This window comes from Variovorax glacialis (assembly GCF_051216375.1).
Taxonomy (GTDB): domain Bacteria; phylum Pseudomonadota; class Gammaproteobacteria; order Burkholderiales; family Burkholderiaceae_C; genus Variovorax.
Genome location: NZ_JBPJZT010000005.1, coordinates 395,534 through 420,114, shown reverse-complemented (window position 1 = coordinate 420,114; position 24,581 = coordinate 395,534). Strand labels below are relative to the sequence as shown.

23 protein-coding genes are annotated in these 24,581 nt (G+C 67.6%); 11 read left to right on the top strand and 12 right to left on the bottom strand.

Annotation, left to right across the window (positions count from 1 at the left end):
• The 4 genes from pcaB to ACSFBL_RS16600 are packed head-to-tail and all read left to right on the top strand — an operon-like array spanning position 1 to position 3,597.
• Positions 1–1,212 carry a 3-carboxy-cis,cis-muconate cycloisomerase gene (pcaB, locus tag ACSFBL_RS16615; RefSeq protein ID WP_435516878.1) on the top strand — a complete coding sequence of 404 codons (1,212 nt, stop codon included), beginning with the start codon at positions 1–3 and terminating at the stop codon, positions 1,210–1,212.
• Positions 1,209–1,631 carry a carboxymuconolactone decarboxylase family protein gene (locus tag ACSFBL_RS16610; protein WP_435516877.1) on the top strand — a complete coding sequence of 141 codons (423 nt, stop codon included), beginning with the start codon at positions 1,209–1,211 and terminating at the stop codon, positions 1,629–1,631. Before pcaB ends, ACSFBL_RS16610 begins: the two co-directional genes overlap by 4 nt.
• On the top strand, positions 1,628–2,836 hold the full coding sequence (locus ACSFBL_RS16605) for a multidrug effflux MFS transporter (RefSeq protein WP_435516876.1): 1,209 nt from the start codon (positions 1,628–1,630) through the stop codon (positions 2,834–2,836). The genes ACSFBL_RS16610 and ACSFBL_RS16605 overlap by 4 nt, the downstream gene beginning before the upstream one ends.
• Complete coding sequence (locus tag ACSFBL_RS16600) at positions 2,833–3,597, top strand: alpha/beta fold hydrolase (RefSeq protein WP_435516875.1); 765 nt, start codon at positions 2,833–2,835, stop codon at positions 3,595–3,597. The genes ACSFBL_RS16605 and ACSFBL_RS16600 overlap by 4 nt, the downstream gene beginning before the upstream one ends.
• 16 nt (positions 3,598–3,613) lie before the next feature.
• Here the strand turns inward: ACSFBL_RS16600 and uraH (ACSFBL_RS16595) are convergent, their stop codons facing one another.
• The 4 genes from uraH (ACSFBL_RS16595) to ACSFBL_RS16580 all read right to left on the bottom strand — a co-directional run bounded on the left by uraH (ACSFBL_RS16595) (position 3,614) and on the right by ACSFBL_RS16580 (position 6,514).
• Positions 3,614–3,964 (bottom strand): hydroxyisourate hydrolase, encoded by a 351-nt coding sequence (uraH, locus tag ACSFBL_RS16595; RefSeq protein ID WP_435516874.1) that lies wholly within the window; start codon positions 3,962–3,964, stop codon positions 3,614–3,616.
• 146 nt (positions 3,965–4,110) lie between these two features.
• On the bottom strand, positions 4,111–4,599 hold the full coding sequence (uraH, locus tag ACSFBL_RS16590) for a hydroxyisourate hydrolase (RefSeq protein WP_435516873.1): 489 nt from the start codon (positions 4,597–4,599) through the stop codon (positions 4,111–4,113).
• 41 nt (positions 4,600–4,640) lie between these two features.
• Positions 4,641–5,183, bottom strand: coding sequence for a 2-oxo-4-hydroxy-4-carboxy-5-ureidoimidazoline decarboxylase (gene uraD / locus ACSFBL_RS16585; protein ID WP_435516872.1), 543 nt, complete (start codon positions 5,181–5,183; stop codon positions 4,641–4,643).
• Positions 5,180–6,514 carry an MFS transporter gene (locus ACSFBL_RS16580; protein ID WP_435516871.1) on the bottom strand — a complete coding sequence of 445 codons (1,335 nt, stop codon included), beginning with the start codon at positions 6,512–6,514 and terminating at the stop codon, positions 5,180–5,182. The genes uraD and ACSFBL_RS16580 overlap by 4 nt, the downstream gene beginning before the upstream one ends.
• Before the next feature lie 150 nt (positions 6,515–6,664).
• Between ACSFBL_RS16580 and ACSFBL_RS16575 the strand changes: the two genes are divergently transcribed.
• Positions 6,665–7,618: a LysR family transcriptional regulator gene (locus ACSFBL_RS16575; RefSeq protein WP_435516870.1), complete on the top strand. Its 954-nt coding sequence runs from the start codon at positions 6,665–6,667 to the stop codon at positions 7,616–7,618.
• A gap of 50 nt (positions 7,619–7,668) precedes the next feature.
• Entirely contained in the window at positions 7,669–8,343 is a 675-nt protein-coding gene (locus ACSFBL_RS16570) for a DsbA family oxidoreductase (protein WP_435516869.1), read from the top strand.
• A gap of 160 nt (positions 8,344–8,503) precedes the next feature.
• Here the strand turns inward: ACSFBL_RS16570 and ACSFBL_RS16565 are convergent, their stop codons facing one another.
• The 5 genes from ACSFBL_RS16565 to ACSFBL_RS16545 all read right to left on the bottom strand — a co-directional run bounded on the left by ACSFBL_RS16565 (position 8,504) and on the right by ACSFBL_RS16545 (position 15,314).
• Complete coding sequence (locus ACSFBL_RS16565; protein WP_435516868.1) at positions 8,504–9,298, bottom strand: glutamine amidotransferase; 795 nt, start codon at positions 9,296–9,298, stop codon at positions 8,504–8,506.
• A gap of 46 nt (positions 9,299–9,344) precedes the next feature.
• Positions 9,345–10,769, bottom strand: coding sequence for a GTPase/DUF3482 domain-containing protein (locus ACSFBL_RS16560; protein ID WP_435516867.1), 1,425 nt, complete (start codon positions 10,767–10,769; stop codon positions 9,345–9,347).
• A gap of 2 nt (positions 10,770–10,771) precedes the next feature.
• Entirely contained in the window at positions 10,772–12,151 is a 1,380-nt protein-coding gene (locus tag ACSFBL_RS16555; RefSeq protein WP_435516866.1) for a DUF2868 domain-containing protein, read from the bottom strand.
• 326 nt (positions 12,152–12,477) lie between these two features.
• Positions 12,478–14,349: an ABC transporter ATP-binding protein gene (locus ACSFBL_RS16550; protein WP_435516865.1), complete on the bottom strand. Its 1,872-nt coding sequence runs from the start codon at positions 14,347–14,349 to the stop codon at positions 12,478–12,480.
• A 23-nt stretch (positions 14,350–14,372) separates the two neighbouring features.
• Entirely contained in the window at positions 14,373–15,314 is a 942-nt protein-coding gene (locus tag ACSFBL_RS16545) for a LysR family transcriptional regulator (RefSeq protein WP_435516864.1), read from the bottom strand.
• A 90-nt stretch (positions 15,315–15,404) separates the two neighbouring features.
• On the opposite strand from ACSFBL_RS16545, the gene ACSFBL_RS16540 reads away from it, so the two are divergent.
• Positions 15,405–16,226, top strand: a complete 822-nt coding sequence (locus ACSFBL_RS16540) for a DODA-type extradiol aromatic ring-opening family dioxygenase (RefSeq protein ID WP_435516863.1) — start codon at positions 15,405–15,407, stop codon at positions 16,224–16,226.
• A gap of 25 nt (positions 16,227–16,251) precedes the next feature.
• Positions 16,252–17,130 (top strand): alpha/beta fold hydrolase, encoded by an 879-nt coding sequence (locus tag ACSFBL_RS16535; RefSeq protein ID WP_435516862.1) that lies wholly within the window; start codon positions 16,252–16,254, stop codon positions 17,128–17,130.
• On the opposite strand, the gene ACSFBL_RS16530 is transcribed toward ACSFBL_RS16535, so the two are convergent.
• The 3 genes from ACSFBL_RS16530 to ACSFBL_RS16520 are packed head-to-tail and all read right to left on the bottom strand — an operon-like array spanning position 17,127 to position 18,791.
• Positions 17,127–18,059, bottom strand: a complete 933-nt coding sequence (locus ACSFBL_RS16530) for an aldo/keto reductase (protein WP_435516861.1) — start codon at positions 18,057–18,059, stop codon at positions 17,127–17,129. The genes ACSFBL_RS16535 and ACSFBL_RS16530 overlap by 4 nt on opposite strands.
• A gap of 31 nt (positions 18,060–18,090) precedes the next feature.
• Positions 18,091–18,492 carry a type II toxin-antitoxin system MqsA family antitoxin gene (locus ACSFBL_RS16525; protein ID WP_435516860.1) on the bottom strand — a complete coding sequence of 134 codons (402 nt, stop codon included), beginning with the start codon at positions 18,490–18,492 and terminating at the stop codon, positions 18,091–18,093.
• A gap of 2 nt (positions 18,493–18,494) precedes the next feature.
• Positions 18,495–18,791, bottom strand: a complete 297-nt coding sequence (locus ACSFBL_RS16520) for a type II toxin-antitoxin system MqsR family toxin (RefSeq protein WP_435516859.1) — start codon at positions 18,789–18,791, stop codon at positions 18,495–18,497.
• A gap of 162 nt (positions 18,792–18,953) precedes the next feature.
• Here ACSFBL_RS16520 and imuA point away from each other — a divergent pair, with 162 nt between their 5' ends.
• The 3 genes from imuA to ACSFBL_RS16505 are packed head-to-tail and all read left to right on the top strand — an operon-like array spanning position 18,954 to position 24,532.
• Positions 18,954–19,763, top strand: coding sequence for a translesion DNA synthesis-associated protein ImuA (gene imuA, locus ACSFBL_RS16515; RefSeq protein WP_435516858.1), 810 nt, complete (start codon positions 18,954–18,956; stop codon positions 19,761–19,763).
• Positions 19,729–21,189 (top strand): Y-family DNA polymerase, encoded by a 1,461-nt coding sequence (locus ACSFBL_RS16510; RefSeq protein WP_435516857.1) that lies wholly within the window; start codon positions 19,729–19,731, stop codon positions 21,187–21,189. The genes imuA and ACSFBL_RS16510 overlap by 35 nt, the downstream gene beginning before the upstream one ends.
• Positions 21,182–24,532 carry an error-prone DNA polymerase gene (locus ACSFBL_RS16505; protein WP_435516856.1) on the top strand — a complete coding sequence of 1,117 codons (3,351 nt, stop codon included), beginning with the start codon at positions 21,182–21,184 and terminating at the stop codon, positions 24,530–24,532. The genes ACSFBL_RS16510 and ACSFBL_RS16505 overlap by 8 nt, the downstream gene beginning before the upstream one ends.
• Positions 24,533–24,581 lie beyond the last annotated feature (49 nt).

Sequence of the window (24,581 nt, the reverse complement as noted above, 5' to 3'; positions counted from 1 at the left end):
ATGAGCATCTTCGAAGGCTTTCTCTCCACGTCCGAAACACTGGCCGCGTTCAGCGACCGCAACTTCGTCGACGCCATGCTTCGCTTCGAGGCGGCGCTCGCGCGCGCGCAGTCGCAGATCGGGCTGATCCCCGAATCGGCCGCCCATTCCATCGTCGGAAGCTGCAAGGTCGAGTTGTTCGACGTCGCCAAGATCGTGCGCGACAGCGGCCGGGCGGGCAGCGTCGCGATCCCGCTTGTCAAGGCACTGAAGGAGGCCGTCGGCCTCTTCAACGCCGAGGCCGTGCGCTACGTGCATTTCGGCAGCACCAGCCAGGACGTGATCGATACCGCGATGGCCCTCGTCACGCGCGAGGCCGTCACGCTGATCGAGGCGGATCTGTCGAAGGCGGCGCAGGCATTGCTGCAGCATGCGCAACGCCATGCCACGACGCCCATCCTGGCGCGCACGCTGATGCAGCCGGCGTCGGTCACCAGTTTCGGGCTCAAGTGCGTGGGCTGGGCGGCGCCGCTCGTGCGCAGCAATGCGCGCATCGGCGAAGCAGCCCGACACGCGCTCAACGTGCAACTCGGCGGCGCCGTCGGCACCCTGGCGCAAATGAAAGGGCAGGGGCCTGAAGTCCGCCGTCACATGGCCCAGTCGCTGGGCCTGGGCGACCCCGGCGCGACATGGCACACGCAACGCGACGAATGGATCGCGCTCGGCTGCGAATTCGGCCTGATGGTCGGCAGCCTGGGCAAGATCGCGAAGGACATCGCACTGATGGGTCAGTACGAAGTCGGCGAACTCGCCGAGCCCAGCGAACCGGGGCGTGGCGGCTCGTCGGCGATGCCGCACAAGCGCAATCCGGTGGCGTCGATGGTCGCGCTCGCCGCGGCGCATCGCGCGCCCCAGCGCGTGGCGGCGCTCCTGGCCGCGATGCCGCAGGAGCACGAGCGCGCACTGGGTGCCTGGCAGGCCGAACTGGCCGAGTGGCCGCAACTGCTGATGTCCGCACACGGCAGCGCGCGGGCGCTCGCGGGGGCATTGCCTGGATTGCAGGTGGACGTCACACGGATGCGTTCCAATATCGACCGCCTGCGCGCGGAATTGCCGCGCGATGCCGCCGACGAATGGTTCGACCCGGCGCTGGCCGAGGTGGCCGGAGCGACCGCGCTGGCGCAGGCCCTGGCATTGCAGGCTCAACTCGACACACCGGACACCGTACGATGACTTCCCCCGATACCCCCGCGCCCGACTACGAATCGGGTCTCGTCAACCGCCGTCGGGTCCTCGGCGACGCCTGGGTCGACCGGTCGCTCGCGAACCGCAACGACTTCAACAGCGAGTTCCAGGAACTCATCACGCGCCACGCCTGGAACGACATCTGGGGGCGCCCCGCACTGGGCGACAAGACGCGCCGTTACATGGTGCTCTCGATGATGCTCGGCATCCACGCCTACGAAGAGTTCGCGATGCACGTGCGCGCAGCGCTCGACGGCCCGCCCGAATCGAGACTCACGCCGGACGACATCAAGGAAGTGATCATGATGGCCGCGATCTACTGCGGCGTGCCGGTGGCCAACCACGCGTTCGGCATCGCGACCGGCATCTTGCGCGAAAAGGGCCTGCTCGCGGACGCACCCAAGTGACCGGGGCTGCCGCGCGCAGCGGCATCTCCTTCGCATTGCTGTTGCCGTTGCTGCTCGCGGCGCAACCGGTGGCGACCGACAGTTATCTCCCGGCACTGCCGGCGATCGCACGGGACCTCGGGTCCGCCAGCGCCAGCCTCACCGTCTTCGTCCTGGCTTTCGGTTTCGGGCAGTTGCCATGCGGGCCGCTGTCCGACCGTTTCGGCCGCCGTCCGGTGCTCCTCACCGGCCTTGCGTGCTACACGATCGCGGCGCTGGGCTGCGCGGTGTCGCCGGGCATTCCCATGCTGGTGAGCTGCCGGGCCCTGCAAGGCTTTTCGATGGCGGCCATCCTTGTCTGTGCGCGCGCGGCAGTTCGTGATCTCTACCCGGCGCACGAAGGGCCGCACGTCATGGCGCGCGGCCTGACCGGCCTCGGCGTGGTGGCGCTCATCGCGCCGGTGCTGGGCGCCTATGCGGTGCAGGCGACGGGCTGGCGCTGGGTGCTCGGCGGGATGGCGGTCTATGCGCTGGTGCTGTGGGCGTTGTGTTTTCGCGGGTTCACCGAAACCCGGATCAAGGCGTCCGATCCTTCCGCGGCAAAGGGCAGCGTGCGCGAAGTCTTCGCCAGCCAGAGCTTTCGCGCATGGGCCTCGCTCGCTGCCGCGACCTACGGCGGCCTGTTCTGCTTCCTGCTGCTGTCGCCGATGGTCTACATCAGCTACCTCGGGCTTTCGCCTGCCTGGTACGGCTGGATTCCGGCGGGTGGCTCGCTCGTCTACATCTTCAGCACGACGATGTGCCGCCGCCTGCTCACGCGTCATGGCGCGGTGCGCGCGGTGCAGATGGGCTCGCTGCTTAGCATTGCCGGTCCGCTCGTGCAGGCGCTGGGCTGCTGGCTACTGCCGTTGTCGGCGTGGCCGCTGCTGCTGGGCCACGCGATCTACTGCATTGGCCACGGCATCCATCAACCCTGCGGGCAGGCGGGGGCCGTCGGCGAATTGCCGCACCTGGCCGGCCGCGCGGTATCGTGGTCGGGCTTTGCGATGATGGCGGTCGCGTTCGTCGTCGGGCAGATCGCCGCGAGTTTCGTCAATCCCCAGTTCAGCAACGGCGCCTGGCCGATGGTGGTGCCGATGGCGCTGGCCGGGCTTACGCTGGTGCTGATCGCCTATGTCTGGCTGCCGCGCCTGCCGATCCCTCATCCACGAAAGGAAACACCATGACCCGTTTGAATGTCGTCCGCGAGGGCAATGGCCCGATCGTCGTGCTGAGCCACGCGCTGGGCTGCGACCTCCACATGTGGGACGGCGTCGCCGCCTTGCTGGCACGCGCCCACACCGTGGTGCGCTACGACCACCGCAACCATGGCGCCTCCGAAGTCGTCCGCGGCCCGTTGACGCTGCAGACACTGGCCGACGATGCGGTCGAAGTGATCGAGCGCGAGGCGCAAGGCGAGCCGGTGCATTTCGTCGGTCTCTCGATGGGCGGCATGACGGCGCAAGCGCTGGCGCCCAAGCATCCGAAGCTGCTCAGGAGCGTGGTCATCGCCAACTCGTCGCCGCACTATCCCGATGCCGCGCCCTGGCGCGCACGCGTGGAGGCCGTGCAGGCCCAAGGCGTTGCGGCGATCGCGCCTGGCGCCGTCGCGCGCTGGCTCACGCCCGCCTACGTCTCCACGCCGGAAGGCGCCGCCGCCGCCCGGACGCTGCAGGACACCCTGGTAGGCACCGACGCAGCCGGCTACATCGCCAGCTGCGACGCCGTCGCCGCCATCGACTTCCGCGAGAGCAACCACCGTATTGCCGTCCCCACGCTGGTGATCGCCGGCACGCTCGACGAGGCGACGCCACCCGCGATGTCCGAGGCGATGGTGGCCGCCATTCCCGGCTCGCGCCTGGTCACCATCGAAGCCGCCCACCTGAGCGCGGTCGAACGCCCGGTGGAATTCACGCAACTGCTCGTCGACTTCTGGCGCAGCCTCTGATGCGCAGCGGCGGCGTTCAGCTGCCGCGATAAGTCGAGCAACTCCACGGCGTGCACAGCATCGGCACGTGGTAGTGCTGCTGCGTGTCGTAGATCGCGAAGCGCACCGGCACCGTGTCGAGAAAGGGCGTGTCGTTCCCGCCCGTCTGCCGCCGGAAGAAGTCGCCCACATGAAAGAGCAGTTCGTACTGCCCGACACGCGCCGCATCAGGTGCCAGCACCGGCTGGTCGGTGCGCCCGTCGGCATTGGTGGTGACGCTCTTGACCAGCTTCCAGCCGTCGCCGTCACGCACCGAGAAGTCGATGCGCATGCCAGCGCCGGGCCGACCCGTGCCGCTGTTGAGTACATGGGTAGAAATGCCAGCCATGTCGTGTCTCCTATGTTCGATGAAATGAGCGCCGCGGTATCAGCCCCATCGGCAGGCACCCGCTGAACCGGCTCCGCCGGTCCGCAGGGGTGCGCCCCCTCGAGGGGGTGCAGAGCCACACGAAGTGGGCGAGGCTGGGGGTGGACCTAGCTACCTCTGTAGTACGAGTAACCCCAGGGCGTGAACAGGATCGCGAGATGGATCCGCTCCTTGGGGTCGGCGATCAGGAAGCGCACCGGCACCTGGGCGAGGAAGTTCGGCTTCGGCAGCGAGGTGCCGCGCGCCGCGAAATAGTCCTCGACCTGCAGCAGCAGTTCGTAGCGCCCGGGCTGGTAGCTTTGGTCGACCAGCAGCGGCTCGTCGGTACGTCCGCCGCGGTTGGTTTCGAAGCGGCGCAGGACGCGATAGTCGTCGCCGTCGTGCCGCGAGAGCTGCACCCTCATGCCGGCGCCGGGGCTGCCGTTGTGCGTGTCGATCGCATGCATCGTGAGGCGCGGGCTCAGGTCGAGTTGCGAGACCGGCGCCGTGGTGAGGCCGGCCGGCGCGTTCTGCGCGGCGGCAGCGCCTGCCGCAAGGCTGCCGAGTGCGAGGCCCGCCGGCAAAAAGGCGCGGCGAGTGAGGGTCGGGGTGTCCATGCTGTCTTGTCTCCAGTCACTCTTTTCGTTGTGCCGCGTGGCTACACGGCCGTCGACGCGAGCAGCCGGCCAAGCCGCAGCCGCGTGATGATCGCGATCTGGTCCAGCGCGGCTTCGAGTTCGGTGTCGGTATCCCTCGCGGTGCGTGTGCGAAGGGCCTCGAAGATCTGCGCGCGGGTGTTGGCGAGCACGGCAATCACGAAGGGAAAGCCATGTTTGTTCGCATACGCGGCGTTGAGCGTTCGCAGCGTCTGCAACTGCTCGCGGCTGAGCGCATTGAGGCCGGCCTGCTCGGTCGTCGAATGCCCGGTCATGGTGCCGGCCTGGGCTTCCTTGCCCGCCAGCTCCGGGTGCATGCGCAGGAAGTCGATGCGCACCTCGCGGGACGTTGCGCGCACCACGTCCATCATCGCGCGGTGCAGGTGGTCGATGCTCGCGAACGGGCGCTCGGCCCACGCATTGGTCGCCACCCAGGGCGAATGTTCGAACACACCGCCGAGCGCGGCGACGAAGCGCACGCGGTCGACCTGGTTGATATCGGCGAGCGTCAATGCTGGCGCTTCGACTGCAAGGACCGCGCTCATTGGGCCACCGCCTTCTTCGCGAAGCGTGGCACGAACGCGATGATGAGGATGGCGGCGCAGATTTCGACCGCAGCCACGATGAACAGGCCAGGTGACAACAGTCCGGTCGAGGCCTTGATGGCACCCAGCATGGACGGTGCGCCGAAGCCGGCGAGATTGGCGATGGAGTTGATCAGCGCCACGCCGCCCGCGGCCGCGGCACCGGCGAGGAAGCGGCCCGGCAGTTGCCAGAACACCGGGATCGCGCTCATCGTGCCGACGATGGCGAGCGTCTGCGCTGCCAGCGCGAGCATCGGGCTTTGCTTCATGAAGAGCGCCGTGAGCGCGAGCCCGACAGCACCCAGGGCCGCCGCGAAGGCGCAGTGCAGGCGGCTCTCCTGGTGGCGATCGGAGTGCAGGCCGTTGTAGACCATGCCGACCGCGCCGCAGAGGTACGAGAAGGCCATGATCCAGCCCACGGTCGCGGGATTGCTGAAGCCCACTTCCTTGACCACCGACGGGCCGAAGAAGGTCAGCGACGAGTTGGCCGCGATGATGCAGAAGAAGATCAGGATCAGCAGCCACATGCGGCGGTCCTTGAGCGATGCGATCAGGCTCTCTTCGCGATGGCCGAGCGCCTTGCTGTCGCGCGCCATGTCCTCGTGCACCAGGCGGCGCTGTTCGGCCGTGAGCCACTTGGCCTCCTCGGGGCGGTCCGTCAGGTAGAACCAGGTCACAAAGCCTGCCAGCACCGACGGGATGCCTTCGATCAGGAAAACCCACTGCCAGCCCGACCAGCCGTTCATGCCGTGCAGGTTGTTCATGATGGTGCCGGCCATCGGGCCGCCCAGGACGCCTGCGATGGCGGAAGCCGACATGAAGATGCCGAAGGCCTTGGCGCGCCTTTCGCTCGGGTACCAGTAGGTCAGGTACAGGATGATCCCGGGATAGAAGCCGGCTTCGAACACGCCCATGAGGAAGCGCAGGAAATAGAACATCGCCGGCGTCTTCACGAACATGGTCGCGACGCAGACGATGCCCCAGCCGATGGTGATGCGCATGATGGTCTTGCGGGCGCCGATCTTCTGCAGCAGCAGGTTCGACGGCACTTCGAAGAAGAAGTAGCCAAGGAAGAAGATGCCGGCGCCGAGCCCGTACACCGCTTCGCTCCAGCCTAGTTCGTCGAGCATGGTGAGCTTGACGAAGCCGACGTTGACACGGTCGACCCAGGCCAGGACCCAGAGCGCGAAGATGAAGGGAATGATGCGCCAGGTGATGCGGCTGTATGCCGCGTCGAGCGCGCTGGGCGGCGCGGTGGGCGCTGCGTGTTGCGGGACTTCCAGGGTGGCCATGAACAATCTCCTTGGCGGGTCAATGAGGGTCATCGAAGGGGTCTGGGGATTGGGCCAGCCGACACCCCGACCTGTCGATACCGGCGCGGCATGTGATTCGCTATAGACTGCATCGGACATATCGATAGACGGGGACTAGGGGAAAACACCATGCAACGCGGCGTCGATCTGCTCGACGGTCACCTGCTGCGCGTGCTCGCCACGGTGGTGGAAGAGCGCAGCGTGTCGCGTGCCGCCGCCCGCCTGCGGCAGACGCAGCCTGCGGTGAGCGGCTCGCTGAAGCGGCTTCGCGAGATCTTCGGGGACGCCCTGTTGGTGCGCGATGGCACGGCGATGGTGCCGACCGCCCGCGCAGCGGGCCTGGCGAGCCAGGCACGACGGGCGTTGGCCGAACTGGAGGCGCTGCTGATCGAGCCCGACGAGTTCGTCCCAGCGCATGCCGAGCAGCGCTTCAGGATCGCTTCACCCGACTACATCGCGCCGTCGTGGATCGCGCGGCTTGCGCAGCACGTCGGCGTCGAGGCGCCGCACTGCCGCATCGAGCTTCGCGCGCTCGGCCCGACTTTCGATTTCGAGCGCGCGCTCGGTGACGACGAACTCGACCTCGTGATTGGCAACTGGCCTGCGCCGCCCGAGCACCTGCACATCTCGCTGCTGCTGGAAGATGAGCTGGTCTGCCTGATGGCCCGCGACCATCCGCTGGCGAAGGGAGCCACGCAGGTCGGCGAGGACGACTATCTGGCCGCCGGCCATGTGGTGCCGGTGCCCTACGCGATGGCGCAGCGCGGGGTTGTCGAGACTTACCTGGGTGAGCGTCGCCTGGCGCGCGATGCGCGCGTGCAGGTGCCTTATTTCGGCCTCGCACCGTCGATCGCGGCCAGCACGCAACTGATCTTCACGACCGCGCGTCATTTCGCCGAATATCACGCGCAGCTGCTGCCATTGGCGCTGCTGAAGGCGCCAGAAGGCTTTCCGCGGATGCGCTTCTACCAGCTTTGGCATGACCGCGCGCATCACTCGCCCGCGCATCGCTGGCTGCGCGGCCTGGTGGCGCAGTTCGGGCGCGAACTGGTCAGCCAGGATGGCGCAAAGCCTGTGGGGTGATCGACGGCGGGGCGGTTGAAACTTGCGCGGTCGGCCTCATCATCCGTGCCATGTCTACCCACCTCCATATCGATTTCGTATCCGACGTGTCCTGCCCCTGGTGTGCCGTCGGCCTGGGCGCGCTCGAAGCCGCCCTCAGGAACGTCGCGCCAGACGTGACCGCCGAACTGCGCTTTCAGCCTTTCGAGTTGAATCCGCAGATGCCGTCCGAGGGCCAGGATGCCTTCGAGCATCTCAACCAGAAGTACGGTTCCACGCGTGAGCAGCAGGCGCAGGCGCGCGAAGCGATCCGTGCGCGCGGTGCGGCCGTCGGGTTCGAGTTCAGGCGTGAAGGTCGTTCCCGCGTGTACAACACCTTCGATGCGCACCGGCTGCTTCATTGGGCCGAGCTTGAAGACGTGGCGAAGCAGGTCGCGTTGAAGAAGGCGTTGCTCAAGGCTTGCCATACCGACGGCGAGAATCCTTCGGACCCGGATGTGCTCGTGCGGCTTGCGGGTGAAGCTGGTCTCGATACGGAGAGAGCGCGGGCCATTCTCGATAGCGACGAGTTCGCGGTCGAGACGCGTCAGCGGGAGCGGCTTTATACGGATGCCGGGATTCATTCGGTGCCGGCGATCATCATCAATAACCAGCACCTGATTTCTGGGGGGCAGCCTGTGGAGGTCTTTGAGCGCGCATTGCGGCAGATCGCTGGAGCAGCGTCTTCTGGGGTGGCTGTTGCCTGATATTTGGTAGTTCGGGTCCGGGGGGGCGTCGTCGGGCGGTGTGCCCTGTGCCGGCCGACGTCACCGGCCGCTTCGCGGCTTCCCTGCGCTGCTCACGGTACGCGGGGTCCGCGCAAACTCGCTTCGCTCAGACACGCGCGGCCCTTTTTCCGCGCACCGCCTACCGGGCGCTCTCTCCATCGCCAACAGCGAGACTCAAAAAAACGCCGCTGCGTCCGCTGGCATCGTGCGCCTCTGCGATAAGCGCAAAGCGCCCAAGCAAACTACCGGCATTCGCAGTGCCAGTCACGCGTTCTCGCAACGCATTCGGATCGACGCCCTCCGCACGCAGCGGCTCCGCAAGGTGATCCACATACCCGCGCATGATGTCCACGTCGAACTCCGGATGGAACTGAACGCCCCATGCGTTCTCGCCGATGCGAAACGCTTGCGTGCGTTCGAAGTCGTTGCCCGCCAACCGTATGGCGCCTTCCGGAAGCCGCAGCGCGCTCTGGCGGTGAACCACATGTGCATCGAAGCGCGACGGCAGATCGTGCATCAACGGATCGTCGGCGGCTTCGGGCGTGAGTTCGACCTGCACCGTGCCGATCTCCATGCCGCCCGGATGATCTCCGGCCTCGCCGCCGAGGGCATCCGCCAACAGCTGGTGGCCGAAGCAGATGCCAAGCACCGGTGTGCCACTGGCGACCAGTTGCGCAAGCCAGGTTCCCGTGCTTTCACTCCACGGTTCGCGATGCGACACCATCGCGTGCGAGCCGCTGATGATGGCGCCCGAGATTTCGGCGGGCGACGGCAGCGTGTCGCCGCGCCGCGGATCGAGCACCACGACCGGCAAGCGCGTGTCACCGAGACCGGCCGCCATCCAGTGCTCGAAGTCGCCACGCCTTTCGCGCAGCGCATCGAAGGTTTCGCCCAGCTTGATGATCGCCAGGGGACGAGGGGAGAGATCTTCCATGACCGAGATGATGCCAGCCACAACGCAGGCCGGGAACCGACGCGTCTCAACCCCGTTCGACCACCTCGATCGCGCCAGCAACACGGTGCGCCACCTGCGCCACCAGATCCTGCCTTTGCGGCGCCTCGCGCCAGCGCAGACGGGCGCCGGACTCCCAGTCCGCGTGGCTGCGCGCGGGTTGCGCGGCACGGACCACCTCGGCAATCGTTCCATGGGCGGCATCCGTCGCGTTCGATGCACCGGCGCCCGTATCGATCCGGTCGACCGCCGCATGGCCGCGCTGCTCCAGCGCCCGCAACAGCCTCAACTGCCAACTCAGGAGAACGAACAGAACGCGGTCTTCCACCGTGAGTTCATGAACGTCGCGCAACTTGTTGGCCAGCTTCCGGCCCAACGGCCCCCAGCCCTGGGACACCGCACCGCCGATCGCGCCCCCCAGCGCCGCGCCCGCTCCGAGCGACAGACCGGCCAGCGCCAGATCCGCGACCACGCCGACCGCCGCGCCGACAGCCACGCCCTTGCCAAGCAGGATGCCGGCGTCCTTGAGCGCCTCGGGATGGAAGAAGTCCATTGTCCATCGACCCTCCACCAGCGGCAGCGGCGCCTCGTCCGCGTCGCCTTCACGAAAGCCGTAGAGCGCGAGCAAATCGTCCGCGCAACGCTGGGCCTTGTCGAACAGCGACTTCTGCAGCCCAGTCACCAGCCGCTGGCGACCTTCGGCCAGGGCGAATTCGGTGGCCGAGGCCGTGCGACGCATCGACGTCGCGTCGACCAGCAACTCGGCGATGCGGGAACTCGCCGCTTGCCGGCGTTGCGTGAACTCGGCGTCGAGAAAAGCGGCGACGCCGTCCAGCGCCACACGCCGGTCGCGCAACAGGGTCGCCAGATCGCGATAGAGATCACGCTCCGCGCCGACGAAAGGTGCAGCCGCGTCGAAGCGCACCACCACATGCAGCCCGTACGCCGAAAGCAGTTCCTTCCATGCGGCCTCGCGGCTGGTGGAGCGGCCGACGAAGTTCAGCACGGGCAGGACCGGTCGGGCGCAGGCATTCAGCAACTCGATCTCCGCGCGGAACTTCGGCAGCACCGGCTCGCGCGCATCGATGACGAGGAACGCGGCATCCACGTCGAGCAGCGCGCGAAGCACCTTGGCCTCCTGCTCGAACGCGCCATGCGCTTCGGGCCCCTGCAGGAACTGGCGAATGCGGTCGGGCGGCGTCAGGTTCCGGTCGTAGGCTTCGAGATGCTCGCGCAGCGCGACGGCATCCTCCAGCCCCGGCGTGTCGAAGAAGCGCACGGCGGATGCGCCGTCGACCATGAGGTCGATCGACTCGACGTGGCGCGTGGTGCCCGGCAGTTCCGACACCTCTCCGAAATTCACGCGGCGCGTGAGCGTTCGCAGCAGCGAGGTCTTGCCGGCGTTGGTGTGGCCGACGACGGCGATGCGGATGGGCATGGCGGAATTGTTCATGCTCAGGCCCATCCGTGCAGCATGGGCTCCAGCGCATCGCCTGCGGGCAGCCGATCGAGTCCGGCATCGGCCAGCCAGGCATGCCAGCGCTGACGGGCGGCGTTGTCCGTCGCAGCGCCGAACACCCACAACCGGCACTCCCCGCTGAGGGCCATGACCTCGCGCAGGAAGCGCTCGGTGCCGCGGTCCGGACTGGACGCCGCATGGCAGCCGACGAGCACGCGCCGGGGGCGCAAGCGGGCCAGCGCATCGAACAGCTCGCGCCGGGCCATCGCGCTGCCGTCGACGCGCATCGCCTGTGCGCCACGCATGTCGAGCGCCGCCGGCGGCCAGGGAAGCTCGTCGGGCAATTCGAAACCGACGGCCATCAGCGTGTCGGTTGTTTCACCTGCGGCGAGGCCACGGGGCGCCGACTGAGCCTGCTGCCCGGGATCGGCATCGACGATGTGCGGCGGCGCCAGCGCATCGAAGCGCGCGATCAGCTTGCGGTAATACGGCTGCGACAGGTCGGGCCGCAGCGCCGCCTTGCGCGCCTGCCACACGACCGCGCTGAGCAGCGCAAACGCCGCCCGTGGCACCAGGCCGTACACCACGATGCAGCCTGTCAGCCACAAGGCCCAGGCACGCTGGCCCGAAGCGGCAGCCAGCGGCGACAGGATGGCCTGCGCATCCGGCACCGGAAACCCGAGCCACGCCGGTGCGCGGCCGAGCAACTGCACGCTGTGCACGAAGAAGTCCGGCTCGAGGATCGTAGTCTCCCAACTCAGCGTGTAGTTGCGAAACGCGAGTGCGAACAGCATGGCCGCGAGCACCACCGCAAACGAGAGCGTCCAGATGGCATGGCTCACGAAGCCCAGCGCCCAGGGCAGCAACCGGGCGCGGTTCAGCAGCCGTGTCACGGCCCGCAGCAGCACCGGCGCCTGCCCGTGCCTGCCGCCCGCGACGCGCGCGGTCAGCGCCAGCCAGAGCCCGCCGAAGGACACGTTGATCCCGCCAAGTGGAACCACGAGCCCGAGCAGCCACAGCACCAACGTGACGAGATGAAATCCGAGCAGACTGGTCAGCGCCACCACGACATTGATCTGCCGATCGCTGCCGAGCACGTTGCCGGCCAGCGTGAGGCCCGCGATGACGATCACCGCCACCAGCCCGAGCAGCACCCATGGTGACGACGCGCGTGCACGCGCCAAAGTGTCCTGAAGCCCGATGCGTTGGCCGAGCAGGTTCGCGCGTTCGACGATGCGGCCAGCGGCGTCCGTCCGAAGCCGCATCGCTTCTCGCACCGCTTGTGCGTCATCCAGCGGCCCCGCCTCCTCGACCAGTTGCACCGCCTCGGTGATCGTCGCATCCTGGAACGGAGAGGTGGGCGCCAACGGGTTCAACGGCTTCCTTTACAACACAGAGCAATGCCGGCGCACCGGAGGGAGCGCGAAATTATGCCCGTGCCAGATCGGCCGATCGCCCATGAAAAACGGGGCCGCCCGGCGACCCCGACAACCCCGTAGCCGGGGCGAATGGAAAAGAGGAAATGGTGTTCTCAGCGGAGCCCGAAGAAAGAGAGCACAGCGACAACAACCACGACCAGACCGACGATGTAGATGATGGAATTCACGGTGGAAACTCCTCTTGTTGAAGACGAGTCGAGAATGCGCGCTCGCCAGGCCTGGCAATGTCGGCAAGTGTCACCGTGCCCTGTAGGACTCGCGAGTCAGACCGTCGAGGGTTCCTGCACCGCGTACTCGTCCTCGTCACTGCCGTCCCCCAGGAAGCCGCCGCTCTGGTGCGCCCACAGGCGCGCGTACAGCCCGCCTTTCGCCAGCAGCGACTTGTGGTCGCCTTCCTCGACCACACGCCCCTCGTCGAGCACGATCAGCCGGTCCATGGCCGCGATCGTCGACAGCCGGTGCGCGATCGCGATCACCGTCTTGCCTTCCATCAGGCGATAGAGGCTGGCCTGGATGGCGGCCTCAACCTCGGAGTCGAGCGCGCTGGTGGCCTCGTCGAGCAGCAGGATCGGCGCGTCCTTCAGCATCACGCGCGCGATGGCGACGCGCTGGCGCTGGCCGCCGGAAAGCTTGACGCCGCGCTCGCCCACGTGCGCCTCGTAGCCGCGGCGTCCATTGGGGTCGCCTAGCGTCTGGATGAAGTCGTGCGCTTCCGCGCGCGCTGCCGCAGCGTGGATCGCGCCCTCGCTCGCGTCGGGCTTGCCGTACGCGATGTTGTCGGCCACCGAACGATGCATCAGCGAGGTGTCCTGCGTGACCATCCCGATGTGCGCGCGCAGGCTGTCCTGCGTGACATGGGCGATGTCCTGGCCGTCGATGAGGATGCGGCCGCTCTCCAGGTCGTGGAAGCGCAGCAAAAGGTTCACCAGTGTCGACTTGCCCGCGCCGGAGCGGCCCACGAGGCCGATCTTCTCGCCGGGGGCGACGGTGAGCGTCAGGTCGTCGATCACGGGGCGCGATCCGTCGCCGTAGCGGAAGGTCGTGTGCTCGAAGCGCACCTCGCCGCGCGGCACGGCCAGCGTGTGCGCATTGGGCGCGTCAAGGACGCTGCGCGGGTGCGACAGCGTCTTCATGCCGTCCTGCACGGTGCCGATGTTCTCGAACAGACTCGTCATCTCCCACATGATCCAGTGCGACATGCCCTGGAGGCGCAAGGCCATGGCGGTCGCCGCCGCCACCGCGCCTACGCCGACCGCGCCCTGCGACCAGAGCCAAAGCGCCGTGCCCGCCATGCCGGCGGTCAGGCCCATGCTCAGCGTGTGGTTCACGATCTCGAAGGCGCTCACCAGCCGCATCTGGCCGTAGCCGGTGACGATGAATTCCTTCATCGCCGCGCGTGCGAAGCCGGCCTCGCGCTGGGTGTGCGAGAAAAGCTTGACGGTGGCGATGTTGGTGTAGGCGTCGGTGACCCGCCCCGTCATCAGCGCGCGTGCATCGGCCTGGGCCTTGCCGACCTTGCCGAGGCGCGGCACGAAGAAGGCCAGCGAGCCGATATAGAGCGCCAGCCAGGCGATGAAGGGCAGCATCAGCCGCTGGTCGAGGGCGCCGGCCAGCACGACCATGGTGGCGACGTAGACGCCCATCGCGACGAGGACATCGGCCAGCACGAAGACCGTGTCGCGTACCGCCAGCGCGGTCTGCATGACCTTGGCCGTGATGCGGCCGGCGAATTCGTCCTGGTAGAAGGCCATGCTCTGGCCGAGCATGAGCCGGTGGAAGTTCCAGCGCAGCCGCATCGGCAGGTTGACCGCCAGCGTCTGGTGCTTGACGATGGTCTGCAGCGCGACCACCGCGATGCTCGCGAGCAGGGCGAAGCCGAGCCACATCAGCGTCGTGCCGCGCTCATCCCACAGGCGTGCCGGCGCCTGGCCGCCGAGCCAGTCGACGATGCGCCCCATCATGGCGAACAGCAGCGCCTCGAAGGCCGACATCACGGCCGTGAGCACCGCCATCGTGGCGATCTTGCCCCGCAAGCCGTGGGTGCACGCCCAGAGAAAGGGAACGAGCCCGTGCGGCGGCAGCACAGGTTCGGCGGGCGGATAGGGATGAAGGAGTTTTTCGAAGAAACGGAACAAGGCAGGCTGTCTCCAATGAGGCGTCACTGTACTGGCGGCGGAGCCGTTCCGCGCGGAAAGGGTTTTGGCCGGGCCGGCCCGCGGGCACCCAGTTGCTCGCCGACGAAGTCGATGAAGCTGCGCAGCTTCGGCGCCATGTATTGCCGGCTGGTGTAGACCGCGAAGAGCGTCACCGGCGGCGCTGCGAAGTCAGGCACCAGCCGCACGAGGCGGCCTTGCGCCAGATCGTCGTCGACAAGCCATTCGGGCAGGAAGGACATGCCGATGCCGGCGCGTACGGCATGCAGGGTGAGCGTCGTGTCGTCGGATTTCATAACCGGCTGCAGGCGCAAGGGGGCCAGTCGCCCACCGGGTCCCTTGAGCGCCAGACCCTCCAGGGTGACGTAGCTCGGAACGATGGCGCCCAGCTTCGCGAGGTCCGCAGGCACCGCGGGCCGGCCCGCCTTCGCGAGGTAGTCCGGCGACGCCACCAGATGGAACTGAAGACGACACAAGGGTCGGGCAATGAGCGCAGGCGAGGGCTCCTGCGTGGCGCGCAGCGCGAGGTCGTAGCCGTCGGCAGCCAGATCGACCTTGCGGTTTTCCAGGTGCATGTCGACCAGCACGTCCGGAAAGCGCTCGCGGTAACCGGCCAGCACGCGGGCGAACCGCGGCGTGGCGCACCACACGGGCGCGCTGATCTTGAGCTGGCCGCGTGGCGTCTCGTTCTTCTGCCCGATGGCGGCCTCGGCGGCGTCGAGAAGGTCGAGGGCGCGGCGGCTCTGCTCGTACCAGGCCTGGCCGGCTTCGGTCAGGCTGAGATGCCGGCTCGAACGGTGCAGCAGCCGCGCGCCCAGCGACTTCTCGAGTTGCGCCACGTGCTTGCTGGCCATGGGCGCGGAGATGCCGAGGCGATCCGAGGCCGCGACGAAGCTGCCCGATTCCACCACCTCCCTGAACACACGAAGGCTGGTCAGACGGTCCATCGACGGTTTCCTGTGGAGAAATGAATCGATGAATCGTAGCGTATCGATTTCTTCTTCGGAAATCTCTAGACTGGTGCCAAGGAGCATTCCATGAGCACGCAACCGTCCACCCTTCCGACCTACTTCATCTCCCACGGCGGTGGCCCGTGGCCGTGGATGAAGAAGGAAATGGGCCCCACCTACGACAAGCTGGAAGCCGCACTGGCCGATATGCCGCGCCAGATTGGCCGCACGCCGGCCGCGATCCTGATGGTTTCCGCGCATTGGGAGGAGCCCGCCTTCACCGTGATGGGGAACTCGCATCCGCCGATGATCTATGACTACGGCGGCTTTCCCGAGCACACCTACCGCGTGCACTACGACGCGCCCGGCTCGCCCGAACTTGCACGCCGCGTGCAAGGGCTGATCGAGGCGGCGGGCCTGCCCGCGCGGATGGACGCCGAGCGCGGATTCGACCACGGCACCTTCTCGCCGATGGCCGCCATCTACCCGAAGGCCGACGTGCCCGTCGTGCAGCTGTCGCTGCGGCGGGGGCTCGATCCGGCCGAGCACATCGCGCTCGGCCGTGCCATCGCACCCTTGCGTGACGAGAACGTGCTGATCGTCGGCAGCGGCCTGAGCTATCACAACCTGCGCCAGTTCGGGCCGCAGGCGCGTGACGTGTCGAAGGCCTTCGACGACTGGCTCGACGATGCGGTGGTCGGCGCCACGGCCGGGCAGCGGGTCGAACGCCTCCTGCAATGGTCGGCGGCACCGGCGGCCCGCATCGCGCATCCGCGTGAAGAGCATCTGATCCCGCTGATGGTCGCGGTCGGCGCCGCCGAAGGCGAAGCGGGGGAGCGCATCTACCACGAGGACGCCTTCATGGGCGGCATCGCCGTGTCGAGCTTCCGCTTCGGCGCTGCGGCCTGAACCCGGTGCGCGGCACAATGCACCGGTGCCTTACTTCTCGACCTTCGACCCCCACGCGGAAACCGATGCGCTCCGCCTGATCGCGCGCATCGATGCGTTGGCCAGCCACCATGACGCCGAGCATGGCGGCGTGCGCGTGCGCTGGCGCCGCTTCGGCACTGACGAGACGCGTCCGCCGCTGGTGCTGCTGCATGGCGGCCACGGAAGCTGGATGCACTGGCTGCGCAACGTCGAGGCGCTCTCGGCCCGGCACACGCTGTGGCTGCCCGACCTGCCGGGCTTCCATGATTCCGATACGCCGCCGAAGCCGGCGTCGGGCCAGGCGGCCGTCGATCCCTCGCTCGATGCACTTGCCGGAACGCTGGACAGCCTGATCGGCGAAGGGACCGAGATCGACCTCGGCGGCTTCTCCTTCGGCGGCCTGGTCGCCGCGAAGTTCGGCGCCCGGCGCGGAGGCATCCGCCGGCTGGCCTTGATGGGCAGCGGTGGCCACGGCACGCTGAGGCGCATGTCGGTGGAGATGATCAACTGGCGCGCCGCCGAAGACCGCGACCAGGAGCGCGCAGCGCTGCTGCACAACCTGGCCGCGCTGATGTTGCACGACAAGACGGCCATCGATGCGCTGGCCTTCGCGATCCACGACATCTCGTGCCATGCCACGCGATTCCGCAGTAAGGAGGTCTCGCTCTCGGGCGGCTTGCAGTCGGCGCTGGATGCCATCGGAGGACCGCAGTTGCTGCTCTGGGGCGAATACGACGTGACCGCAGATCCGCGCCCGCTGGTCGCGCAGCTTGCGGCCGGCCACCCACAGCGCGAGGGCGTCGTGATCGACGGCGCGGGGCACTGGGTGCAGTTCGAGCGCTGGGACGAGGTCAACGCGCAGCTTCTGCGCTTTCTCGCCTAGCCCGGCAGCGAAACATCCTTGCGGCGCCAGAACGCCGCGTCCGGCAAGGCGCCTGCGCCCGCCGCGGCGTTGTCGGCCATGTGCTCGGCCCGGCTCGTTCCCGGAATCGTGCAGGTCACGGCGGGATGGCTCAGCACGAACTTGATCAGCACCTGCGCCCAGCTCGTGCAGCCGATCTCGCCAGCCCAGGCGGGCAGGGGCTTGTCGCGCAGCCGCCGCAGCAGGCCGCCACCGCCGAAGGGCAGGTTGACGATGACGGCGACGCCACGTTCGGCCGCCAGCGGCAGCAGGTGCTGCGCCGCCTCGCGTTCGTCGAACGAATAGTTGATCTGCAGGAAGTCGAGCTTCTCCGCGCGCAGCGCCGCCTCGACCTCGGCGTAGGCCGATGCGGTGTAGTGCGTGATGCCGATGTAGCGCACGCGGCCCTTGTCCTTCCAGCCGCGCAAGGTCTTGAGGTGCGTGCGCCAGTCGACGAGGTTGTGCACCTGCATCAGGTCGATGCGATCGGTGCGCAGGCGCGCGAAGGACTGTTCCATCTGCGCGATGCCGGCATCGCGTCCGCTGGTCCAGACCTTGGTGGCGAGAAAGGCCTTGGGTCGCTGGTTCGCCGCGGCCAGGAGATCGCCGGTCACGGCCTCGGCGCGTCCGTACATCGGCGAACTGTCGATCACCTTGCCGCCCGCGGCGAACAGCGCATCGAGGACCCCCGGCAGTCGCTGGTACTCCGCGCTGCCGGCGGCGACGTCGAAGCCGATCCAGGTGCCGCAGCCGATCACGGGCAGGGCTTCGTGGGTGGAGGGGATGGGGCGGGTGTTCATGCGGACGGCTCCAGGGTTTTGAGCGAATGCGCGAAGCGGCGATGCGGCGTAGAGCGACAGGGCCGCGCCCAGGCGCAGAAGCCGGCTGCGGGTGAGGGTGAATGAAGACATCGTGAGGTCCCGGCCGCGGGCTGCAGCGCCGTTACGCCATTCTGATTTCATCGAGCAGTTCAGGATGCCGATCGAGCACCTTGAGGAGTTTCACCAGCGCCAGGGGAGGCTTGGTCTTGCCGTTCTCGTAGCGTGAAAACGCATTGACTCCGCCCCCGAAGATCTCGCCGGCTTGACGCTGGTCCAGGGCGAGTTTTTTGCGTACGTTGGCAATGAAGCCTGGGTCGACGATCGATGCGTTCACCTGCTTGTTGAACTCCAGCATTGCAGCACTGACACGCGAGGATTCGGCAGCATCGAGCACGCTCTCGCCGCAGGCCGGGCAGAAGTCGCCGGTCACGCTCGCAATGAGGGTGGATTCGCCCTTGTAGGTATAGGGCAGGTCCCGCGTCGCCCGGGTCAGATCGGCTGCTTCGCACGATGGGCATCTCATGTTCATGACTCCTTGAACGAGACGATCAGCGCGTGATCGATGACGGTGAGCTTCAGATAGACCATGCCCGCGTTGGTGCGGGGGCGGTAGACGTCTTGCCAGATGCGGTGGTCGGCGTGAGTGGTCATGCTCTTGTGAAAGTCGGCAGGGGTCAGTGCCATCACGACGCCGACGATCGCGTCGAAATCAAATCCCAGGGCGGCCGCGCCGGCCAACGCCGAATAGGTGGACCTGACTTTTCCCGACTCGATCAAGGAACGGATCAGCGACAACTTGCAGTGCGGCGTCTTCTTTTCCAAGGCGGAGATTAACCTAGTAGGTTGAAGTTTGCAATTGTTTGCGGGATCCCACTGGGCCTGCGAAGGACTGCGGGCGTATGTCCCTGCCGCCATTGGCATGGAACAAAGATTTGCCGGCAGACCTCAAGAATACTGTATAAAAATACAGTTTCTTGCTTGATCATGGGCCTCCCTTCCTTCGACTCTTTCTCCCCCTCCGCGCGCCACAAGGTCTGGCGCGGGGATGAACTGGGCATGGCCGATGCGCAGGTCATCGCCACCGGCCATGCCCAACTCGATGCGCAGTTGCCCGGTGGCGGTTGGCCGGTCGGGGCCATGACCGAGTTGTTGCTGTCCGCGCCCGAAGCGCATTCATGGCAATTGCTGCTGCCGGCCCTTGCGAAAGCGGTGCAGGCCGGCACCGGGCCGGTGGCGCTGATCGGCGCGCCCCACGAACCCTTCGGCCCTTCGTTGTCCGCGCACGGTCTGCCGGTCGAGGCCTTGCTGTGGGTCCGCAGCGAGGCGGCGTCCGCACGGCTCTGGGCGTGCGAGCAGGCGCTGCGCTGCGCCGACGTGGCCGCCGTGCTCGCGTGGCTGCCGCAGGCGCGCATGGGCGATCTGCGGCGGCTGCAGCTTGCGGCGGCGCAGCACGAATCCCTGCTGTTCGTGCTCCGGCCGGCGGCTTCGGCGTCCTCCACGTCGCCGGCCCGGTTGCGCCTGCAGGTGGCGCTCTGCGAGGAGGACAGATCGCGGCTCGACGTCCACATCCTCAAGCGCCGCGGGCCGCCGCTGGCCTCGCCCATCCAGTTGCCGGCCTGCAGCGAGCGCATGGCCGCGCTGCTGGCGGCGAGCCAGCTCCGGCGCAAGCTGCGCCGGCAACAGGAAGGCGTGCTGCACGAAAGCGATAGCGAAAGCGCGGCCACGGTCGTGCGCATCGACCTCCACCAGGGAAAACGACATGCACTGGATCGCGTTGCGCTGGCCGCAGCCTGAGGCGGAGAAGGAAAGGACCATGCCCTCCGGCGAGGCGCTCGGCTGGTGGGCGCTGCAGTTCACTCCGCGCGTCGCCTGGGTCGACGAGGCGCTGCTGCTCGAGGTGTCCGCCTGCGAGCGGCTGTGGGGCGGGCGGCTGGGCCTGATGCGGCAGATCCTGAGCCTCAATCCCGCACCGGTGCGCGTGCAGCAGGCGCAGGGCGCGACTTGCCTCGTCGCGATCGCGCGGCTGCGGATGTTCGCGCGCGGCGAGCAGCCGCCTGCCGATGTGCCCTCCGGTCTGCCGCTCGACACGCTGAGCGCCGCGCGCGATCACCTCGAAGTGTTGGCGCACCTCGGTTGCCGCACCTGGGGCGATGTGGCGGCACTGCCGCGAGGCGGTCTCACGCGGCGCTTCGGCAAGGAACTGCGCACGGTCCTCGATGCGGCCTTCGGCTTGCGACCCGAAAGCCATCGCTGGCTCACGCTGCCCGATGTGTTCGAGCAGAAGCTCGAACTGCCCGCATTGGCCGAAGGCGCCCCCGAACTCATGTGGTCGGCCAACCGCCTGCTGTCGGCGCTGCAGATCTGGCTTCGGGCCCGTCAGCGTGGCGCGCGCGCGCTCGAACTGCAGTGGACGCTCGACCTCAAGCGCTTCAACGGCGTGAACCTGCCGCCGCACCAGCACATCACCGTGCGCACCGCCGAGGCCACGCAGGACATGGCGCACCTGCGCCGCCTGCTGGCCGAGAAACTGGCCCTCACCACGCTCGCCGCACCCGCGAGCTGGCTGCGGCTGCGCACCCTCGAAACCGATCCGTGGACCGGCGCCAGCACCAGCTTCCTGCCCGAGGACAACCGCAAGGGCGACAAGCTCCATGAAATGGTCGAACGCCTCAGCGCCCGACTCGGTCCGCAGCAGGTGCTCATGTCCAGGCCGCAAGCCGATCACCGCCCCGAACACAAACAGACATGGCACCCCGCCCTGCAAGTCAACAAGGAAGCCAACAAGCCCACCCAGCGCACCCACCCCCGTTCCAGGAAACAAAACGAAATGCGCCCCCCTGAGAGTGATGCCAGGAACACCGTGGAACCGGCTTTGCCGGGCCACCGGTGTTGCCCCCTGGAAGGGGGTGGAGAGCGACACGAAGTGCGCGAGCCTGGGGGTGATTCGATTTATCCAGCTTGGCTGTTGGCCGAGCCCTTGCGCCTCGACATGGACGGCGAGCGCCCGTGCTATCGCGGGCCATTGCGTCGCCTGATCGGCCCGCAACGTGTCGAAGCCGGCTGGTGGGGAGGTGTGGAAGACGGCGGCCGCCCCGCTGTGCGCGACTACTACGTCGCGGAGAGCCCCGAGGCCGGCCTGGTCTGGATCTTCCGTGAGCGCCCGGCCGCCTCCTTTGCATCGGACGAAGTGCGCTGGTACCTGCAAGGCCTCTATGCCTGAACTCAGCGACAAGAAGATCCGGGCGCTCAAGCTCGCCGCGGTGCACGCGCTGCCGAAGCCGCTGCCGCCCGTGTCGGGCCTGCCGGGGTATGCCGAGCTCCATTGCCTCACGAACTTCAGCTTCCAGCGCGGTGCCTCCACGCCCGAGGAACTCGTGGAGCGCGCCTACCAGCTCGGCTATGCGGCACTCGCGATCACCGACGAATGCTCGGTGGCCGGCGTGGTGCGCGCCCATGTGGGCCTGCGCGAACTGCCCGCGAAGCTCGACGTCCACGACGGCGAACACCCGGAAGAACCGCCGATCCCGCGCAACCCGGATTTCCGCCTGCTGTTTGGCAGCGAATTCCGCTTCGATCGCTTCAGGCTGGTAGTCATCGCGAACGACACCGAAGGCTGGGGCAACCTCTGCGAATTCATCACCGCTGCGCGCACCACCGAACTGCCCAAGGGCGAATACCGCGTGAGCTGGGACGGCAGCGATGTCGCCTCGCTGCAGCATTGCCAGGTTCTTTTCGTGCCCGATCGACAGCCCGGCGGCGAGGTCGATGCCGCCACGCTGCACGAAGACCTGATGGCGGCGAAATCGCTGTACGACGACAACCTCTGGCTCGCGGTCGAGATGCTCAACGAACTCGACGACGACCTCTGGTTCGTCACGCTGGTGGCGGCGGGTGAGCGTGCCGGGGTGTCGCTCGTCGCGGCCGGCGACGTGCACATGCATGCCCGCGCGCGCAAGCCGCTGCAGGATGTGCTCACCGCGGTGCGCGAAGGCAGGACCGTGGCCGAGTGCGGCTTCGCGCTGCAGTCCAACGCCGAGCGGCACCTGCGGCAGCGCGTGCGGCTGGCCGGGCTCTACACGCGGGAGATGCTCGCGAACACGCTCCGGGTGGCGGAGCGCTGCCGCTTCGATCCGGAGGTGATCCGCGAAACCTACAAGTACCCGCTCGAAAGCGTGGGCAACGGAGAGACGCCTGCGCAGACGCTGGTGCGCAAGACCTGGGAAGGCGCACGCGGGAGATATCCGGCAGGCATTCCTGACATGGTGTCCCGGCTGCTCGAGCGGGAGCTGCAACTCATCCTCGAACTCGAATACGAGATGTTCTTCCTCACGGTCGAGGACATCGTGCGCTTCGCCCGCTCGCAAAATATCCTCTGCCAGGGCCGCGGTTCCTCCGCCAATTCAGCCGTCTGCTACTGCCTCGGCATCACCTCGATCAATCCCGCCAAGGGCCACCTGCTGTTCGAGCGCTTCCTGAGCCGCCATCGCCGCGAGCCGCCCGACATCGACGTCGACTTCGAGCACCAGCGGCGCGAGGAAGTCATCCAGTACATCTACGACAAGTACGGCCGGGAGCGCGCCGCCATCGCCGCGGTCGTGATCTGCTATCGCTCGCGCAGCGCATTGCGCGACGTGGGCAAGGCGCTCGGCGTCGATGCGCGGCTCATCGACGAATTCGCCAAGGACCACTACTGGTTCGACGAGACCGTGCTCGGCGAGCAGCTGCAGGCAGCTTCCCTGCGTGCGGGGGTGCAGGAAGACCCGCTCAAGCTGCAGCAATGGATCGACCTCACCTGCGAGCTCAAGGGCTTCCCGCGCCACCTGAGCCAGCACGTCGGAGGCTTCGTCCTCACCCATACGAGGCTCACGCGCCTGGTGCCGGTGGAAAAGGCGTCGATGAAGGACCGCTCCGTCATCCAGTGGGAGAAGGACGACCTCGAAGCCATGGGCATGCTCAAGGTCGACGTGCTCGCACTTGGCATGCTCAGCGCGATCCGCCGCGGGCTCGACCTCATGAACCGCTGGCGCGGCACGGCGCTGCAGATGCATCAGATTTCCAATGACGACCCGGAGGTGTTCGACATGATCTGCGACGCCGACACCGTCGGGGTCTTCCAGATCGAGAGCAGGGCGCAGATGTCGATGCTGCCGCGCCTGAAGCCGCGCAGCTACGAGGACCTGGTGATCGAGGTCGCGATCGTGCGGCCCGGGCCCATCCAGGGCGGCATGGTGCATCCCTACCTCAAGCAGCGCGAACGGGTGCGCAAGGGGCTCCCCATCCACTACGAGAGCGACGAACTGCGCCCGGCCCTGGAGCGCACGCTGGGCGTTCCGATCTTTCAGGAGCAGGTGATGCAGATCGCCATGATCGCGGCTGAGTTCACAGCCGACGAGGCCGATCAGCTGCGCCGCGCCATGGCTGCCTGGAAGCGCAAGGGCGGCCTCGGCAAGTTTCACGACAAGCTCGTGCGCGGCATGCTCCGCAAAGGGTACAAGGCCGCCTTTGCCGAATCGATCTTCAAGCAGATCCTCGGCTTCGGCGACTACGGCTTTCCCGAAAGCCACGCCGCGAGCTTCGCGCTGCTGGTCACCGTCAGCAGCTGGCTCAAGCGCCACGAGCCTGCCTGCTTCCTGGCGGCACTGCTCGATTCCCAGCCGATGGGCTTCTACAGCCCTTCGCAGCTCGTGCAGGACGCGCGGCGCCACGGCGTCGAGGTGCGGCCCGTCGATGTCACGGCGAGCGAATTCGACAGCAGCCTCGAAGCCCGCGCACCCGACGCGCCGCGCATGCCGGCCGGCACCGATGCACGCTATGCCGATCGCCTCGGCAACGCCGGCCCGCCCGCCGTGCGCCTGGGCCTGGGCCGAGTCGCCAGCCTCAGCCGGGCCGGCGCCGAGCGTCTTCTCGCGGCGCGGGCGCAGTCGCCTTTCACCAGCACCGAAGACCTGGCACTGCGGGCCGAACTCGACGCCAAGGACATGGCGGCACTGGCCGCCGCCGATGCATTGATGTCGCTCTCGGGCCACCGCCGCCAGCAGGTGTGGGACGCCACCGCCCAGCGCCGCGCACCCGCCTTGCTCAAGGGCGTGCCGATCCACGAGCCCACCTTGCAACTGCCCGCCGCGCCCGAGGGCGAGGAAATCCTCGGCGACTACGTGTCGCTCGGCCTCACGCTGCGCCGCCATCCGCTCGCGCTGCTGCGTTCACGGCTCGCCCGCATGAACCTGATGAGTGCGGAGCAACTGCGCTCGCTGCCCAGCGGCCAGACAGTGCGGGCCTGCGGCATCGTCAAGGGCCGCCAGCGCCCGCAGACCGCCAAGGGGACCATCTTCGTCACGCTCGAGGACGAGACGGGCAACGTCAACGTGATCGTCTGGAGCCACGTGATCGAGGCCTGGCGCGAGCCGCTGCTCAAGTCGACGCTGCTGGCGGTGCAGGGCACGTGGCAACGCGATGTGGACAGCGGGGGCGAGGTGCGGCACCTGGTGGCGACGGGGTTCAGGGACCTGACGCCGATGCTGGGCAGGCTGGCGCAGGTCAACAAGAGCAGGGACTTTCACTGACCCCCAGGCTCGCGCACTGCGTGTCGCTCTCCACCCCCTTTCAGGGGGC